Below are 15160 nucleotides of genomic sequence, written 5' to 3' on the forward strand. Positions count from 1 at the left end.
GTGGCCCGCCGCCGCGTCGACCCCGCGGACGGGACCCTGGCCCTGAGCGCCTGGCGCGCGGACCCGGACGGCACCCCGCGCCGGACCGTGGCCACCGCCGTGCGCTACACCCTCGAGGAGCTCGCCGAGCGGGTGCCCGGCAACAGCGTGGAGGTGCGCGTCCCGCCCTTCGGCGTGACCCAGTGCGTGGCCGGTCCCCGGCACACCCGCGGGACCCCGCCCAACGTCGTCGAGACCGACGCCCGCACGTGGCTCGGCCTGGTGACGGGGGCCGTGACCTGGCCGGAGGCCGTCGCCTCGGGCGCCGCTGTGGCCTCGGGCACAAGGACCGATCTCGCGGACGCCCTCCCCCTGTTTCCCCGGTAGCCTTGAGGGCATGAGCTCCACTCCCTCCTCCCCCTCCGCGCGCCCGTCCCCGCGGAAGCTCCCGCGCCGGCGCCGCCGGGTGCGGACGGCCGTGCCGCTGGCCGCCTCCGGCAGCCAGCAGATGACCCTGCGCCGCGCCCCGAACATCTGGGCGTTCGTCCTGCTCGGCGGCGTCCTCGGCGCCGTGGTGGGCGTGCTCGTGGGGCTGTCCGGCGGAGGAAGCGCGGAGTTCACCCAGGGGGCCGTGACCCTGTTCATGGTCTCCGTCTGCACGGTCCTGGGCCTGGCGGCCGGCGCCGTCCTGGCCCTCGTGCTGGACCGGGTCTCCGTGGCCCGGGCGCGGGCCGTCACCACCGAGGTCGTGGACGGGGACGACGACGCCCCGTCCGGGGCGCCGGGCGACGCGCCCCGGCCCACCGACCCCCGAAGCTCGAGAGAAGGCTGATCGACGTGGTTCGCCCTGATGGACAACTCAGCCACGACCTGCTCCCCGGAGAGAAGGGCCCCCAGGACGCGTGCGGCGTGTTCGGCGTGTGGGCCCCCGGCGAGGAGGTCGCGAAACTGGCCTACTACGGCCTCTACGCCCTGCAGCACCGCGGCCAGGAGTCGGCCGGCATCGCCGCGAGCGACGGCAACCGCATCGCGGTGTACAAGGACATGGGCCTCGTCTCGCAGGTCTTCGACGAGGCAACCCTCACCACCCTGACCGGTCACCTGGCCGTGGGCCACTGCCGGTACTCCACCACGGGCGGGTCCCACTGGGCCAACGCCCAGCCCACGCTGGGCGCCACCCCGCACGGGACCGTGGCGCTCGCGCACAACGGCAACCTCACCAACTCGGCGGAGCTCTACGAGAAGCTGATCGACAAGTCCGGCTTCCCCTCCCAGGGGGAGATGGCGCAGGGCAACACCACGGACACCGCGCTGGTCACCGCGCTGCTGGCCGAGCACCCGCACGGCTCCCTGGAGGACGCGGCCATGCACCTGCTCCCCCAGCTCGTGGGCTCCTTCTGCCTGGCGTTCATGGACGAGAACGCCCTCTACGCCGCCCGGGACCCGCAGGGCATCCGGCCGCTGGTCCTCGGCCGGCTCGAGCGCGGCTGGGTGGTGGCCTCCGAGACCGCGGCGCTGGACATCGTGGGCGCGTCCCTGGTCCGGGAGATCGAGCCCGGCGAGTTCGTGGTGATCGACGAGCACGGCCTGCGCTCCCAGCGCTTCGCCGAGACCCGCCGCGCCGCGTGCGTGTTCGAGTACGTCTACCTGGCCCGCCCGGACACCACCATCAACGGCCGCTCCGTGTACGAGTCCCGCGTGGAGATGGGCCGCCGGCTGGCCCGGGAGCACCGCATCGACGCGGACCTGGTCATGCCCACCCCGGAGTCCGGGACCCCCGCCGCCATCGGCTACGCCGAGGAGTCCGGCATCCCGTTCGGCAACGGCCTGGTCAAGAACGCCTATGTGGGACGAACGTTCATCCAGCCCTCGGACACCATCCGCCAGCTGGGCATCCGGCTCAAGCTCAACCCCCTGAAGTCCGTGGTGGCAGGCAAGCGGCTCGTGGTCATCGACGACTCGATCGTGCGCGGGAACACCCAGCGGGCCCTCATCCGGATGCTGCGGGAGGCCGGGGCCGCCGAGATCCACGTGCGGATCTCCTCCCCGCCCATCAAGTGGCCGTGCTTCTACGGCATCGACTTCGCCTCCCGCGCGGAGCTGATCGCCAACGGGCTCGGGGTCGAGGAGATCAGGGCGTCCCTGGGCGCCGACTCCCTCGGCTACATCTCCGAGGACGGGATGATCGCGGCCACCCTGCAGGAGCGCGGGGAGCTGTGCACCGCGTGCTTCTCCGGGACGTACCCCACCCGGCTGCCTGACGCCGACAAGCTGGGCAAGAACGTCTTCGAGGCCCGCACGCCCGTGGACTCCTCGCCCCGCCGCGCCCCGGGCGCACCGGCCGTGGCGCAGCGGCCGGAGCACGCCTCCGCCGTGTCCATCGACACCCGCCCCTCGGCCGCGGACGGCGTCTCCCGCCGGCCCGCCGAGCGCACCAGCATCTCCGACGAGGACCCCGGCGTCCAGGAGACCTCCACCGGGTGCGACCCCGGGCCCGACGCCGACCTCGAGGACCTCATCCTGCCGGAGGACCGGGTCCCCGCCGCCCGCACGACCACGGGGCCCGCCGGGCCCGGATCCCAGCACGCCGCCCAGCCCGAGACCGCGAAGGACGCCTGACATGGCCCAGCCCCCCTCCTCCACGAACCGCACCGTCACCTACGCCAGCGCGGGCGTGGACGTCGAGGCGGGAGACCGCGCCGTCGAACTCATGAAGAGCGCGGTCAAGGCCACGCACACCCCCAACGTGATCGGCGGGGTCGGCGGGTTCGCGGGACTGTTCGACGTCTCGGAGCTGCTCGCCTACCGCAAGCCCTACCTCGCCACCTCGACCGACGGGGTGGGTACCAAGGTGGCGATCGCCCAGACCCTCGACGTGCACGACACGATCGGCTTCGACCTCGTGGGCATGGTGGTGGACGACATCGTGGTGGTCGGCGCCAAGCCCCTGTTCATGACCGACTACATCGCCACGGGCCGCGTGGTGCCCGAGCGGATCGCGGACATCGTGCGCGGCATCGCCGCGGCCTGCGAGCAGGCCGGCACCGCCCTGGTCGGCGGCGAGACCGCCGAGCACCCGGGTCTGCTGGCCCCGGACGAGTACGACGTGGCGGGGGCCGCCACCGGTGTGGTCGAGGCCGACGAGCTGCTGGGCCCGGACCGCGTGCGCGCCGGCGACGTGGTCATCGGCATGGCCTCCTCCGGCCTGCACTCCAACGGGTACTCCCTGGTCCGCAAGGTCATCAACGTGGCCGGGTGGTCGCTGGACCGGCAGGTCTCGGAGCTCGGCCGCACCCTGGGCGAGGAGCTGCTGGAGCCCACGCGCGTCTACGCCGCCGACGTCCTCGACCTCGCCGCCGCCTTCCCCGTCAACGGCGCGGACCGGACCACGGGCCGCGGTGTCCGCGGCTTCAGCCACGTGACCGGCGGCGGCCTCGCCGCGAACCTCGCCCGGGTGCTCCCCGCCGGGCTCGAGGCCACGGTGGACCGCAGCACCTGGGCGCTGCCCGCGATCTTCCAGCTGATCAGCCAGCTCGGCAACGTCCCCCTGCCCGATCTCGAGCGGACCCTCAACCTGGGCGTGGGCATGGTCGCGATCGTCGACCCGTCGGCGGCCGACGCCGCCGTGGCCCACCTCACGGCCCGGGGCCTGCCCTCGTGGGTCATGGGCACCGTGGACAGGATCGACCCGGACGCGGACCACGGCGGGCCCGACTGGGTGCAGGGCGCCAAGGGCGTGGACGGCGGCGCGGTGCGCATGGTCAACGCCTACACGGGCTGATCCGGGCCGGAGAGCCCCGGAGGAACAGCGAACGCCCCGCCGGCCGGCGGGGCGTTCGCTGTTCGCGGGGACGCGAAGAAGGTGCTCGTCCTGGACGGGCACCTTGTTGCGTCGTGCGGTGGAGACGAGCGGAGTTCCCGGTGGCTACCGGCGGAAGTCCTCGTCGTAGTCGTCGGCGTACTTGTCGACGTAGGCCGAGTAGTCGTCCTCGTCCTCCTCGACGGTCTCCTGGACCGGCTCCCGCAGCGGGGGCATCTGCTCGCTGCCGCGCAGTTCCCGCTGGAGTGCCGTGAGGTCGGTCTGCGGGCTGAAGTACTTCATCTCCCGCGCCTGCCGTGTCGCCTTCGCCTTTTGACGGCCGCGCCCCATGGCGTGACCCCCTCTGTCTCTTGGTCCGGACGGCGGCACTCTGGCACAGAGTACGGCCCCGGAAATGTCGTATGAATGGTTCGTGAGACCAGGGTACATGGTTTGTCAGCCCGTTGCGCCCGGCCCGGGACCGGCGCGGTGGACTGTCGGCAACCTCACGGGAGGCGGGCGGAACGCGGTCCGGGAGCCCCGACGGCGGGCCGTCGCCGGGACTCCCCGACGGCGACCCGCCGGCCGACGGCGCGCCCCGCAGCTCAGTCCGCGGCGTGCGCCCGCTCGGACACGGCGGTGACGGTGAGCCCGTCCGCCACGACGTCGGCGTCGACGTCCACCCGGACCGCGTCCCCGTCCACGACCGCCCCGGAGAGGATCGCCCTGGCGAGCTTGTCCCCGATCTCCCGCTGCACCAGCCGGCGCAGCGGCCGGGCACCGTAGGCCGGGTCGTAGCCGGTGAGGCCCAGCCACTCGGTGGCCGCGGGCGTGACCTCCAGGCGCAGGCGGCGCTGGCCCAGGCGCTCGGCGAGCTGGGCGACCTGGATGTCCACGATCTTCGACAGGTCGGACGTGGACAGCGGGTCGAACAGGATCACGTCGTCGAGCCGGTTCAGGAACTCGGGCTTGAACGAGGCGTTGACCACGTTCATCACCGCCTGCTTCTTCGCCTCCGGCTCGATGGTCTGGTCCACCAGGAACTGGCTGCCCAGGTTGGAGGTGAGGATCAGGATCACGTTGCGGAAGTCCACCGTGCGTCCCTGCCCGTCGGTGAGCCGGCCGTCGTCGAGCACCTGCAGCAGGATGTCGAAGACGTCCGGGTGGGCCTTCTCGATCTCGTCCAGCAGGACCACCGAGTACGGGCGGCGCCGCACCGACTCGGTGAGCTGGCCGCCCTCCTCGTAGCCGACGTAGCCCGGAGGGGCGCCGACCAGCCGGGAGACCGTGTGCTTCTCCCCGTACTCGGACATGTCGATCCGCACCAGCGCGCGCTCGTCGTCGAACTGGAACTCCGCGAGGGACTTCGCGAGCTCGGTCTTGCCCACGCCGGTGGGACCCAGGAACAGGAAGGAGCCGATCGGCCGGTTCGGGTCGGAGATGCCGGCGCGAGAGCGGCGCACGGCGTCGGCGACGGCCTGCACGGCCCGGTGCTGGCCGATGAGCCGCTTCCCGAGCACCTCCTCCATGTGCAGCAGCTTCTCGGTCTCGCCCTGGAGCATGCGCCCGGCGGGGATGCCGGTCCAGGCCGAGATCACCTCGGCGACGTCGTCGGCCGTGACCTCCTCGGAGACCATGGTGTCGTGCGGGGCGGAGGTGTCCTCCTGCTCCTGGGCGGCGTCGAGCTCCTTCTGCAGCGCCGGGATCTCGCCGTAGAGCAGCCGGGAGGCCTCCGCGAGGTCGCCCTGGCGCTGGGCCATCTCCGCCTGCGAGCGCAGGTTGTCGATCCGCTCCTTGAGGTCTCCGACGCGGTTCAGGCCGGCCTTCTCGGCCTCCCACCGGGCGTTGAGGGCGTCCAGGTCCGCCTTCTTGTCGGCCAGCTCCTGGCGCAGCGCGGCGAGGCGCTCGACGGACGCGGGGTCGGTCTCGCGCTCCAGCGCCAGCTCCTCCATGGTCAGGCGGTCGACGGCGCGGCGCAGCTGGTCGATCTCCTCCGGCGCGGAGTCGATCTCCATGCGCAGCCGCGAGGCGGCCTCGTCGACCAGGTCGATGGCCTTGTCCGGCAGCTGCCGGCCCGGGATGTACCGGTTGGACAGCGTGGCCGCCGCGACGAGCGCGGCGTCCGCGATCTGCACCTTGTGGTGGGCCTCGTAGCGCTCCTTGAGCCCGCGCAGGATCGCCACGGTGTCCTCCACGGAGGGCTCGCCGACGTAGACCTGCTGGAAGCGGCGCTCCAGGGCGGCGTCCTTCTCGATGTTCTCGCGGTACTCGTCCAGGGTGGTCGCGCCGATCAGGCGAAGCTCGCCGCGGGCCAGCATGGGCTTGAGCATGTTCCCGGCGTCCATCGAGCCCTCGGCGGCGCCGGCGCCGACCACGGTGTGGATCTCGTCGATGAAGGTGACGATCTGCCCCTCCGAGTCCTTGATCTCCTCGAGCACGGCCTTGAGCCGCTCCTCGAACTCGCCGCGGTACTTGGCGCCGGCCACCATGGACCCGAGGTCCAGGGAGATCAGCGTCTTGCCGCGCAGCGACTCGGGGACGTCCCCGGCGACCATGCGCTGGGCGAGGCCCTCGACGACGGCGGTCTTGCCGACGCCGGGCTCGCCGATCAGAACGGGGTTGTTCTTGGTGCGGCGGGACAGCACCTGCACCACGCGCCGGATCTCGGAGTCCCGCCCGATGACGGGGTCCAGCTTGCCCTCGCGGGCCATGGCGGTCAGGTCGGCGCCGAACTTCTCGAGCGCCTGGAAGGTGCCCTCGGGGTTGGGTGTGGTCACGCGGCGGTCTCCTCTCACGGACGGGACGGCGGTCCTCAGCTGGTCGGGTCCGGCGCCCGCGCCCCGCAGGATCTCCCCGACCTTCCCCTCCTGCTGGGCGAGGCCGTACAGGAGGTGCTCGGTGGAGATGTACTCGTCGCCGAGGGACTGGGCGAACTGCTCCGCGGCCTGGATGACCTGCAGCGCGCCCCGGTTGAACTGGGCCTGGGCCGTGGAGGAGCCGGACGCGGAGGGCAGGGCCTTGATGGCGGCGCTGGCCTGCGCGGAGACGGCGTCGACGTCGGCCCCGGTGGCCTTCAGGACGGCGACGGCCACACCCTCCCGCTGGTCCATGAGGGCCTTGAGGAGGTGGGCGGGCTCGACCTGCGGATTGCCCGCGGTCGAGGCGTTGGTGGAGGCGGCGGAGAGCGCCTCCTGGGACTTGGTGGTGAACTTGGTCTCCACTGCGGCTCCTTGGCGAGGGACGTTCTGGAACGGATCGGGGACGAACCGGCCCGGCACCGCTCACCAGTGGATGCGGCCGGGCAGTTCAGCTAACTTGAGTCTAGCGCACTCAACTCCCGGGCAACAGGGGTCTGCGCCAGCTCGGCGCCGGCGACCCGCCGTGGTTCCGTAGAACAGCACGGACCCCCGCCGGGCGAGCCTCGCGAGGCGCTCGTCCAGCAGGGGTCCGTGCTGTGCTGTCCGCGGGGGACCGTCGCCCGGCTAGCCGGTGCTCCGGCCCGTCAGCCGGTCCCGGAGCCGGTCGACCATGCCGACGCCGGGCCCGACGATCTTGTGGAACAGCTCCGAGTGCGGCGCGGAGGGGTGCGGCCGGGTCGGCGCCACCTTCTTGGCGTTCTGCACCTTCCGGCCCAGCTCCACGAGGTCCTCGGCCGGGATGTGCGCCCGCAGCTTCGGGAACTGGTCGGACTCCTCGTCCTCGATGTGGTGGCGCAGCTGCGACTGCATCTCGCGGATCAGCTCCATGAACGCCGGCTCGGAGGCGTCGACGCCCTCCACCTGCTTCATGACCCGGACGAGATCGTCGTGCTCCTTCTTGTCGTGCTCGACCTCCTCGGCGCCGCCGGGCAGGTGCTTCTCCATCACCGGGTAGACGTGCATCTCCTCCGCGATCACGGTGTCGGCCAGGTCCCTGCGCCGGGCGGCGTCCGGGGCGCCCTCGATCTGGCCGAGCAGTTCGAGCATCTCCCGGTGGTCGGTGGTGAGGATGTCGATGACATCGGTGTCCGGACCCGCAGCGTGGGTGTCGGTCATGGGACGCGCCTCCTTGAAGTCGTGGTTCCCGGTTCCGTGGGCGGCATGACGAGGCCCTGGAACCCGAGCGCGACACATATCACACGGATACCCGATTTGTCCAAGATCACAGGCCCGAACCGTTGGATGCCCTCGACATCCTCCGTAGCATCGAGGTTTCCACCCGTTCGGCCCGACGACGCGCCTTCCACCCGCACCCCCATGCTCCGCACGGAAGGATCCGCCATGTCCGCACCTCGCACTGCCGTGCTCCAGGTGATCAACGCCCCGGACCGCACCGGCACCCGCTTCGCCCTCTTCGCCCTCGCCCTCGGCGGCTTCGGCGTGGGCACCACCGAGTTCGCCTCGATGGGCCTGCTCCCCTTCATCGCCGAGGACCTCGACGCCTCGATCCCCTCCCTCGGGCACGCCATCTCCCTCTACGCCCTGGGCGTGGTCGTCGGCGCACCCCTCATCACGTCCCTGACCGCCCGGGTGGAGCGCAAGAGGCTCCTGCTCGGGCTGATGGTCGCCTTCACCGCCGGCAACGTCCTGTCCGCGGCCGCGCCGTCCCTCGAGTGGCTGTACGTGGCGCGCTTCCTCTCCGGCCTGCCCCACGGCGCCTACTTCGGGGTCGCCGCGGTGGTGGCCTCCTCCCTGGTGCCGCGCGAGCGGCGCGGCACCGCCGTGGCCCGCGTGGCGCTCGGCCTGACGGTCGCCAACATCGTGGGCGTCCCCCTGGCCGCCGTGCTCGGCGGGAGCCTGGGCTGGCGGGCCGGGTACGGGCTCGTGGTGGTCATCGGCCTGCTCACCGTCGCGGCCCTCGCCCTCTGGATCCCCCGCACCCGCAAGGGCGGCGGCGTCTCCGTGGCCCAGGAGGTCCGTGCCCTGGGCCGGCCCCAGGTGGCCCTGACCCTGCTGGCCGGGGCGGTCGGCTTCGGCGGCATGTTCGCGGTCTACACGTTCGTCTCCCCGATCCTGACCGAGCTCAGCGGCCTCGACATCTCCATGGTGCCGTGGGTGCTGGCCGTGTACGGCGTGGGCATGACCGCGGGCTCCCTGCTGGCGGGCCCGCTGCTGGACCGGTCCATCGAGAAGACCGCCCTGGGCGCGGGGGCCGTCTCCGGCGTGGCCCTGGCCTTCTTCGGCCTGTTCGCCCACTCCGCGGTCGCGGCCGTGCTCGGCGTGCTGTGGATCGGCGCCATGGGCGCCCTCTTCAGCACCGCGCTGCAGATGCGCCTGCTGCGCGAGGCCAAGGACGCCCCGTCCCTGACCGCCGCCATGAACCACGCGGCGTTCAACCTGGCCAACGCCATGGGCGCGTTCCTCGGCGGCGCCGTCATCACCGCCGGCTGGGGCTACCGCTCCCCCGCCTGGGTGGGCGTCGGCCTGGCCGTGGCCGGCCTGCTCATCCTGGGCTACGCGACCCGCCTGCACCGCACGGGGGGCGTCCCCGCCTCCTCGCCCGTGCGCACCGGGCCCTCCTGGGCCTACCAGGCCGTCTCCGACCTGTCCGTGCTCCTGCCGGAGCCAGCGCAGCTGCGCCCGGCCGCGGCGAACAGCGCCCGGATGACCGACTGGGCCGATCTGGGCCGGTGACCGGTGGCCGCCGGCGCCTCCTGCCTCCCGGGCGGGCGGCGCCGGCGGAGCCGCGTGGTCCCCGTGACCGGGACGGCCACCACCGGCCGCTCTTGTCCGCCCGCGGGCCAGGGGTCACGATGGGAGCGTCCGGACAGGAGGCGGCTCATGCGGATCGCACTCGTCGGCGATGTCATGCTCGGCCGGCTGGTCGACGAGCGGCTGCGCCACGAGGGCCCGGCCCATCCGTGGGGGGACGCCCTCCCCCTGCTCGCGCAGGCGGACCTGCGGTTCGCGAACCTCGAGTGCGTGCTCGCCGACGACGGCCCGCCCTGGCCCGGCAAGAGGTTCCACTTCCGCTCGGACCGCAAGAACGTCGCGAGCCTGGAGGCCGCCGGCGTCGACGTCGTCTCGCTGGCGAACAACCACGTGCTCGACCACGGCGTGGAGGCCATGCGGGAGATGCTCCCCCTGCTGGACGAGCACGGCATCCTGCACACCGGGGCGGGCCCGGACGCGGAGGCGGCACGACGCCCCGCGGTCTGCACCCGGGCCGGGACCGCGGTGGGCTTCCTCGCCTTCACGGACAACGAGCCGGGCTGGGCCGCGGGCCCCGCGTCCCCCGGCGTCCACCACGTGCCCGTCGACCTCGCCGACGACCGCGCGCAGGACCTCCTGCAGCTCGTCCGGCGGACCCGGGAGCGCACCGGCCTCCTCGTCGTCTCCGCCCACTGGGGGCCCAACTGGGGCGCGCAGGTGCCGCCGGAGCACCGCGCGTTCGCCCACGCGCTGGTGGAGGCCGGGGCGGACGTGGTCTTCGGCCACTCCCCGCACGTCTTCCGCGGCGTCGAGGTGCACCGCGGCCGGCCGGTGGTCTACGGCGCCGGGGACTTCGTCGACGACTACGCCGTCCGTCCCGACGAGCGCAACGACCAGTCCTTCGTCTTCCTGCTCGACGTCCGGGACGGCCTGCCCCGCCGCCTGCGCCTGCACCCCACGGTGATCGAGGCCCTCCGGGCGAGGACGGCCACCGCCGAGGCCCGGGGCATCGCACGGCGGATGGAGCGGCTCAGCGCCGCGCTCGGCACGCGGTGCACGTGGCGCGACGACGAGCAGTGCCTCGACGTCCCGCTGGACTGAGGCCCTCCCGCTGTCCCGCCGCGAGCGCGCGGAAGACCCGCGCCGAGCCCCTTCCCGCCCGGCCGACGACCGGTCACCGCCTCCTGCGGGCCCCCGCCGGGGCGGTCCGTTCCCCGTCCGCGCCGCCCGGCGGTCCGCCGCGACCCTGACCCGACGTTAGAGTTGTCCCAGACTTCTCGGGGCCGTCAGGTCCCGGACGCGGCCCCGGCTCGACGCGAGCCGCCCGCACGACCTTGCTCCACCCCACGTTGAACCCACGATGAAAGCGGAATCCTTTGACCATTTCCTCCCGCAAGCTCAAGTCCCCGCCCCCGCTGCCCTCCGGGGGCCTGCGGATCACCCCGCTGGGCGGTCTGGGCGAGATCGGACGCAACATGACCGTCTTCGAGCACGCCGGCAAGCTGCTCGTCGTCGACTGCGGGGTGCTGTTCCCCGAGGAGCACCAGCCGGGCATCGACGTGATCCTGCCCGACTTCACCTCCATCCGGCACCGGTTGGGCGACATCGTCGGCATCGTGCTCACCCACGGCCACGAGGACCACATCGGGGGCGTGCCGTACCTGCTCAAGGAGCGCCCGGACATCCCGGTCATCGGCTCCGAGCTGACCCTGGCGTTCATCACGTCCAAGCTCAAGGAGCACCGGATCACCCCGAAGGCGGTCCACGTCGAGGCCGGGGACACCCACAGGGCGGGCCCGTTCGAGTGCGAGTTCGTCGCGGTCAACCACTCGATCCCGGACAGCCTGGCCGTGGCGATCCGCACGGACGCCGGGCTGGTGCTGCACACCGGGGACTTCCGGATGGACCAGTTCCCGCTGGACGACCGGATCACCGACCTGCGCCACTTCGCCCGCCTGGGCGACGAGGGCGTGGACCTGTTCCTCACCGACTCCACCAACGCCGAGGTCCCCGGTTTCACCACCTCGGAGCAGGAGCTGACGCCGGCGATCAACCAGGTCTTCGCCACCGCCCCGAAGCGGATCATCGTCTCCAGCTTCGCCAGCCACGTCCACCGCATCCAGCAGGTCCTCGACGCCGCCCACGCCCACGGGCGCAAGGTGGCCTTCGTGGGCCGGTCCATGGTCAAGAACATGGGCATCGCCCGCGACCTGGGCTACCTGAAGATCCCCCGCGGGCTGGTGGTCGACTTCAAGAAGCTCCAGTCCATGCCGGACGCCAAGGTCACCCTGGTGTGCACCGGCTCCCAGGGCGAGCCCCTGGCCGCGCTCTCGCGCATGGCCAACGAGACGCACCAGATCCAGCTCAACGCCGGGGACACGGTGCTCATGGCGAGCTCGCTGATCCCGGGCAACGAGAACGCGATCTACGGGATCATCAACAAGCTCACCGACCTCGGCGTGAAGGTCGTGCACAAGGGCAACGCCAAGGTCCACGTCTCCGGCCACGCCTCGGCCGGGGAGCTGGTCTACTGCTACAACATCGTCAAGCCCACCCACGTGCTCCCCGTGCACGGGGAGTCCAAGCACCTGCACGCCAACGCCGAGCTGGCGGTCCGCACCGGTGTCGACCCGGAGAACGTGCTGATCGGCCGGGACGGCACCGTCATCGACCTCGTCGACGGCCGGGCGCGGATCTCCGGGCAGGTGGAGGCCGGTCTGGTCTACGTCGACGGCCACACCGTGGGCAAGGTCACCGAGGAGACCCTGGTGGAGCGCCGGCTGCTGCAGGAGGGCGGCGTGGTCACGGTCGTGGCCATCGTCGACGCCGACACCAACGCGCTCGCCGAGCCGCTGGAGTTCCTGGCGAAGGGCTTCGTCCACGACGAGCACGTCTTCGACGGGGCCGCCGACAAGGTGAAGAACGCCCTGGCGCGCCCGGCCACGTCCAAGGTCGCCGACCTCGAGAAGCTCGAGTCGATCATCGCCGAGACCGTCTCCCGCCACCTCGAGCGCGCCTACCGGCGGGCCCCGCTGGTGACGGTCGTCGTCGTCGACGCCTGAGCCGCACGACCGCCCGGTCCCGGCCCCGGGGCCGGGACCGGGCGGTTGGTAGACTCGGGGTCCCCTGATTCCTGGAGGTCGTTCGATGCCGCAGCGCGTCCGCGGAGGCACCATGCAGATCGGCGAGCTCGCCGATCGGACCGAGCTGTCCCTGCGCACCATCCGCCACTACGACGAGGTGGGCCTGCTGCCGGCCTCGCGCACCGAGGGCGGCTTCCGCGTGTACACGGAGCGGGACGTGGAGCGGCTCACCCACATCAAGCGGATGAAGCCGCTCGGCTTCTCCCTGGAGGAGATGGCCGAGCTGCTCGAGCTGCTCGGCGCCGACGAGCCCGCAGAGGCCCGGCTCGCCGACTACCTCGAGCGGGCCCACCCCGAGCGGGACCGGCTGGCCAGGAAGCTGGCCCAGGCGGACGAGTTCATCGCGATGCTGGAGCAGCGGCTCCGGCGATGACCGAGCGCTCGACGAGCTGCGCCGCCGAGCCCGTGGCGGTCCTCCGCAGCCCGTCCCCGCGGACCGTCCACCGCCCGGATCTGCAGGGTCTGCGCGGGGTGGCCGTGCTGCTGGTGGTGGTCTTCCACGTGTGGACCGAGAAGGTCTCCGGCGGGGTGGACGTGTTCTTCGTGCTCTCCGCGTTCCTGCTCACCGGCTCCTTCGCCCGCCGGATCGAGCACGGCCGGCCCCTGGCACTGCCGGCCTACTGGGCCCGGACCTTCGCCCGGCTGCTGGGCCCGGTGGCGGTGCTGCTGCTGGCCGTGCTCGCCGCGGTGTTCCTCTGGTTCCCGCCCAGCCGGTGGGCCGAGCTGCTGGCCCAGGCCTGGGGGTCGCTGTTCTACGTGGTCAACTGGGTGCTGGCGGACCAGGCCGTGGACTACTACGCCGGCAACTCCGCGGCCACGACCCCGCTGCAGCACATGTGGTCGCTGTCGGTCCAGGGCCAGGTGTTCCTGGTGTGGCCGCTGCTGCTGGCCGGGGCCGCCGTGACGGCCCGGCGGGCCGGGATCGGGTTCCGTCCGGTGGCCTGGGTCGTGTTCGCCGCCGTGTTCGCCGGCTCGCTGGCCTGGTCGGTGGTGGCCACCGCGGCCGGACCTGAGGCGGCCTACTTCAGCACCCTGACCCGGCTGTGGGAGTTCGCCCTGGGCTCGATGGCAGCCCTGGCCCTGGCCGGCTCCGGCGCCGCGGGGACGGCCTCCCGGCGCCGGAGCGCCGCGGACCGGGTGACCGGGGTGGTCCTGGGCTGGGCCGGGCTGGCCGCGATCCTCGCCACCCCCTTCCTCATCGGCTCCGACACCCGCTTCCCCGGCACCGTGGCCCTGGCCCCCACCCTGGGGGCCTCGGCGATCCTGCTCGGCGGTGCGCTGGCACCCGACGCCCGGACCGGCGCTGCCCGGCTCCTGTCGGCGCGTCCGCTGCAGTGGTTCGGGGACCGGGCCTACGGGATCTACCTGTGGCACTGGCCTTTGCTGATCACCTACCTGCTGCTCACGGCCCGGGACACTGTGCCGGTGCCGGCCGGGCTCGGGATCCTGGCCGCCTCGGTGGTCCTCACCCGGGTCACCGCGCTGCTGCTGACCGGCTGGCGGGCCCTGCCCGGGATCCGGGCCCGCAGCGGGATCCGGCTGATCGCCACCGCCCTGCTCGTGGCGGTACCGCTCACCGGCGCTCACCAGTACACGGTGCTGCGCGACCCCACCGCCGGGGTGGAGCGCACCGCGCAGAACTACCCCGGCGCCGCGGTGCTGCGCGAGGACATCGGCGAGGTCCCGGACGTGCCGATCATCCCCACCGAGGACGAGCGCGACCAGGAGTGGGGCGACACCGGAGACCTCTGTCCCCCCGAGCGGACCCCGGCGGGCATCGCCGAGCTGGGCGAGTGCAGGATCATCACCCCCGACCCCGCCGGTGACACCGATCCCCGCGGCACCGACCCCGGGCTGACCCTGGTGGTCCTCGGGGACTCCCACGCCCGGCAGCTGCTCACACCGATCCACCGGGTCGCCGACGCCCAGGGCTGGACGGTGGTCTCCTATCTGCGCAACGCCTGCCGCTACACGAGCGAGTCGGAGAACTACCAGGCCGAGTGCAACGACTTCAACACCGCGGCCCGGGAGGCGGTCCTGGAGACGGAGCCCGACGCGGTGCTGACCATCGGCACCCTCAGCCTGCCCGAGGCCCCGCACGAGAAGCTCGTCGAGGGCTACGAGGCCGGCGTGCGGCCCTTCCTGGACGCCGGCATCCCGGTGCTGGCCTTCCGCGACAACCCGCGCTTCCCCTACGACATGTTCGAGTGCGTGGAGACCTACGGGCCCGACCGCGACCGCTGCAACGTCCCCCGCTCCGAGTCGCTGCTCCCCGTCAACCCGCTGGAGGAGCTGGCCGCCCGGCACGAGGACCTGCACAGCATCGACCTCACCGACCGGCTGTGCACCGGGACCACCTGCCCCGGGGTGGTCGGCAACATCATGGTCTACCGCGACCTCGACCACGTCACCTCCAGCTACGGCGAGACGCTGGTGCCCGACGTCGAGGAGCGCCTGCTGGCCGCCCTCGACCGGACGTGAGCCACCTCTCCCCCGCCACGCGGCCGAGGACCCTACCCTCACGTTAGGATAGGGTGACGACGCGGTCCCCGCCGGAGCGCCTCCGCACCCGGACGCCGCACCGCCCGCGCGACGCCGTGTCCACCCGC

Annotated in this window: 12 protein-coding genes; 9 read left to right on the forward strand and 3 right to left on the reverse strand. The window is 72.8% G+C overall.

Annotated features, from left to right (window positions below; translation table 11 throughout):
- The 4 genes from H488_RS23520 to purM are packed head-to-tail and all read left to right on the forward strand — an operon-like array spanning window position 1 to window position 3760.
- Window positions 1-366 carry a sterol carrier family protein gene (locus H488_RS23520; RefSeq protein ID WP_017832571.1) on the forward strand — a complete coding sequence of 122 codons (366 nt, stop codon included), beginning with the start codon at window positions 1-3 and terminating at the stop codon, window positions 364-366.
- Window positions 367-376: 10 nt separating this feature from the next.
- Window positions 377-811 (forward strand): hypothetical protein, encoded by a 435-nt coding sequence (locus H488_RS0118075; protein ID WP_017832572.1) that lies wholly within the window; start codon window positions 377-379, stop codon window positions 809-811.
- 5 nt (window positions 812-816) lie between these two features.
- Complete coding sequence (purF, locus tag H488_RS23525; RefSeq protein ID WP_051063727.1) at window positions 817-2598, forward strand: amidophosphoribosyltransferase; 1782 nt, start codon at window positions 817-819, stop codon at window positions 2596-2598.
- 1 nt (window position 2599) lies between these two features.
- Window positions 2600-3760 (forward strand): phosphoribosylformylglycinamidine cyclo-ligase, encoded by a 1161-nt coding sequence (gene purM / locus H488_RS23530; protein ID WP_017832574.1) that lies wholly within the window; start codon window positions 2600-2602, stop codon window positions 3758-3760.
- Window positions 3761-3904: 144 nt separating this feature from the next.
- Here purM and H488_RS23535 read toward each other — a convergent pair whose 3' ends face one another.
- From H488_RS23535 to H488_RS23545, 3 genes are all read right to left on the reverse strand, one after another.
- Window positions 3905-4129 (reverse strand): DUF3073 domain-containing protein, encoded by a 225-nt coding sequence (locus H488_RS23535; RefSeq protein WP_031282554.1) that lies wholly within the window; start codon window positions 4127-4129, stop codon window positions 3905-3907.
- Between the two features lie 254 nt (window positions 4130-4383).
- On the reverse strand, window positions 4384-6999 hold the full coding sequence (gene clpB, locus H488_RS23540) for an ATP-dependent chaperone ClpB (RefSeq protein WP_017832576.1): 2616 nt from the start codon (window positions 6997-6999) through the stop codon (window positions 4384-4386).
- Window positions 7000-7260: 261 nt separating this feature from the next.
- Window positions 7261-7812: a hemerythrin domain-containing protein gene (locus H488_RS23545; protein WP_017832577.1), complete on the reverse strand. Its 552-nt coding sequence runs from the start codon at window positions 7810-7812 to the stop codon at window positions 7261-7263.
- Window positions 7813-8037: 225 nt separating this feature from the next.
- Between H488_RS23545 and H488_RS23550 the strand changes: the two genes are divergently transcribed.
- The 5 genes from H488_RS23550 to H488_RS23570 all read left to right on the forward strand — a co-directional run bounded on the left by H488_RS23550 (window position 8038) and on the right by H488_RS23570 (window position 15032).
- Window positions 8038-9390 (forward strand): MFS transporter, encoded by a 1353-nt coding sequence (locus tag H488_RS23550; RefSeq protein ID WP_043738673.1) that lies wholly within the window; start codon window positions 8038-8040, stop codon window positions 9388-9390.
- A gap of 147 nt (window positions 9391-9537) precedes the next feature.
- Window positions 9538-10509 carry a CapA family protein gene (locus H488_RS23555; RefSeq protein WP_017832579.1) on the forward strand — a complete coding sequence of 324 codons (972 nt, stop codon included), beginning with the start codon at window positions 9538-9540 and terminating at the stop codon, window positions 10507-10509.
- A 275-nt stretch (window positions 10510-10784) separates the two neighbouring features.
- Complete coding sequence (locus H488_RS23560) at window positions 10785-12470, forward strand: ribonuclease J (RefSeq protein WP_017832580.1); 1686 nt, start codon at window positions 10785-10787, stop codon at window positions 12468-12470.
- A gap of 85 nt (window positions 12471-12555) precedes the next feature.
- Window positions 12556-12924, forward strand: a complete 369-nt coding sequence (locus H488_RS23565; protein WP_017832581.1) for a MerR family transcriptional regulator — start codon at window positions 12556-12558, stop codon at window positions 12922-12924.
- Window positions 12921-15032: an acyltransferase family protein gene (locus H488_RS23570; RefSeq protein WP_017832582.1), complete on the forward strand. Its 2112-nt coding sequence runs from the start codon at window positions 12921-12923 to the stop codon at window positions 15030-15032. Before H488_RS23565 ends, H488_RS23570 begins: the two co-directional genes overlap by 4 nt.
- The last annotated feature ends 128 nt before the right edge of the window (window positions 15033-15160 follow it).

It is taken from the genome of Kocuria sp. UCD-OTCP (assembly GCF_000349605.1).
Classification (GTDB): Bacteria; Actinomycetota; Actinomycetes; order Actinomycetales; family Micrococcaceae; genus Kocuria; species Kocuria rosea.